The sequence below is a fragment of the Ligilactobacillus salitolerans genome (genome assembly GCF_003864415.1).
Lineage (GTDB): Bacteria > Bacillota > Bacilli > Lactobacillales > Lactobacillaceae > Ligilactobacillus > Ligilactobacillus salitolerans.
In genome coordinates, this window is record NZ_BFFP01000092.1 from 1 (window position 1) to 803 (window position 803).

The 803-nt window shown below is 53.3% G+C and carries 1 rRNA gene; it reads right to left on the reverse strand.

The features are described 5' to 3' along the window. Nucleotides 1–803, reverse strand: a 16S ribosomal RNA gene (locus LFYK43_RS12170); the annotation flags it as partial.

An 803-nucleotide genomic window follows, 5' to 3' on the forward strand; every position in this document is an offset into this window, starting at 1 on the left:
TGCTTACTGCGTTAGCTGCGGCACTGAAGGGCGGAAACCCTCCAACACCTAGCATTCATCGTTTACGGCGTGGACTACCAGGGTATCTAATCCTGTTCGCTCCCCACGCTTTCGAACCTCAGCGTCAGTTACAGACCAGAGAGCCGCTTTCGCCACGGGTGTTCTTCCATATATCTACGCATTTCACCGCTACACATGGAGTTCCACTCTCCTCTTCTGCACTCAAGTCTTCCAGTTTCCAATGCACTTCTCCGGTTAAGCCGAAGGCTTTCACATCAGACTTAAAAGACCGCCTGCGTTCCCTTTACGCCCAATAAATCCGGACAACGCTTGCCACCTACGTATTACCGCGGCTGCTGGCACGTAGTTAGCCGTGACTTGCTGGTCAGATACCGTCAGCGCACTAACAGTTACTTTAGCACGTGTTCTTCTCTGACAACAGTGTTTTACGATCCGAAGACCTTCTTCACACACGCGGCGTTGCTCCATCAGACTTTCGTCCATTGTGGAAGATTCCCTACTGCTGCCTCCCGTAGGAGTTTGGGCCGTGTCTCAGTCCCAATGTGGCCGATCAACCTCTCAGTTCGGCTACGTATCATCACCTTGGTAGGCCGTTACCCTACCAACTAGTTAATACGCCGCGGGCCCATCCAGAAGCGACAGCTAAAAGCCGTCTTTGCCCGACCGACCATGCGGTCAGTCGGTTGATGCGGTATTAGCACCTGTTTCCAAGTGTTATCCCCCTCTTCTGGGCAGGTTGCCCACGTGTTACTCACCCGTTCGCCACTCGCACTGTTATCGCT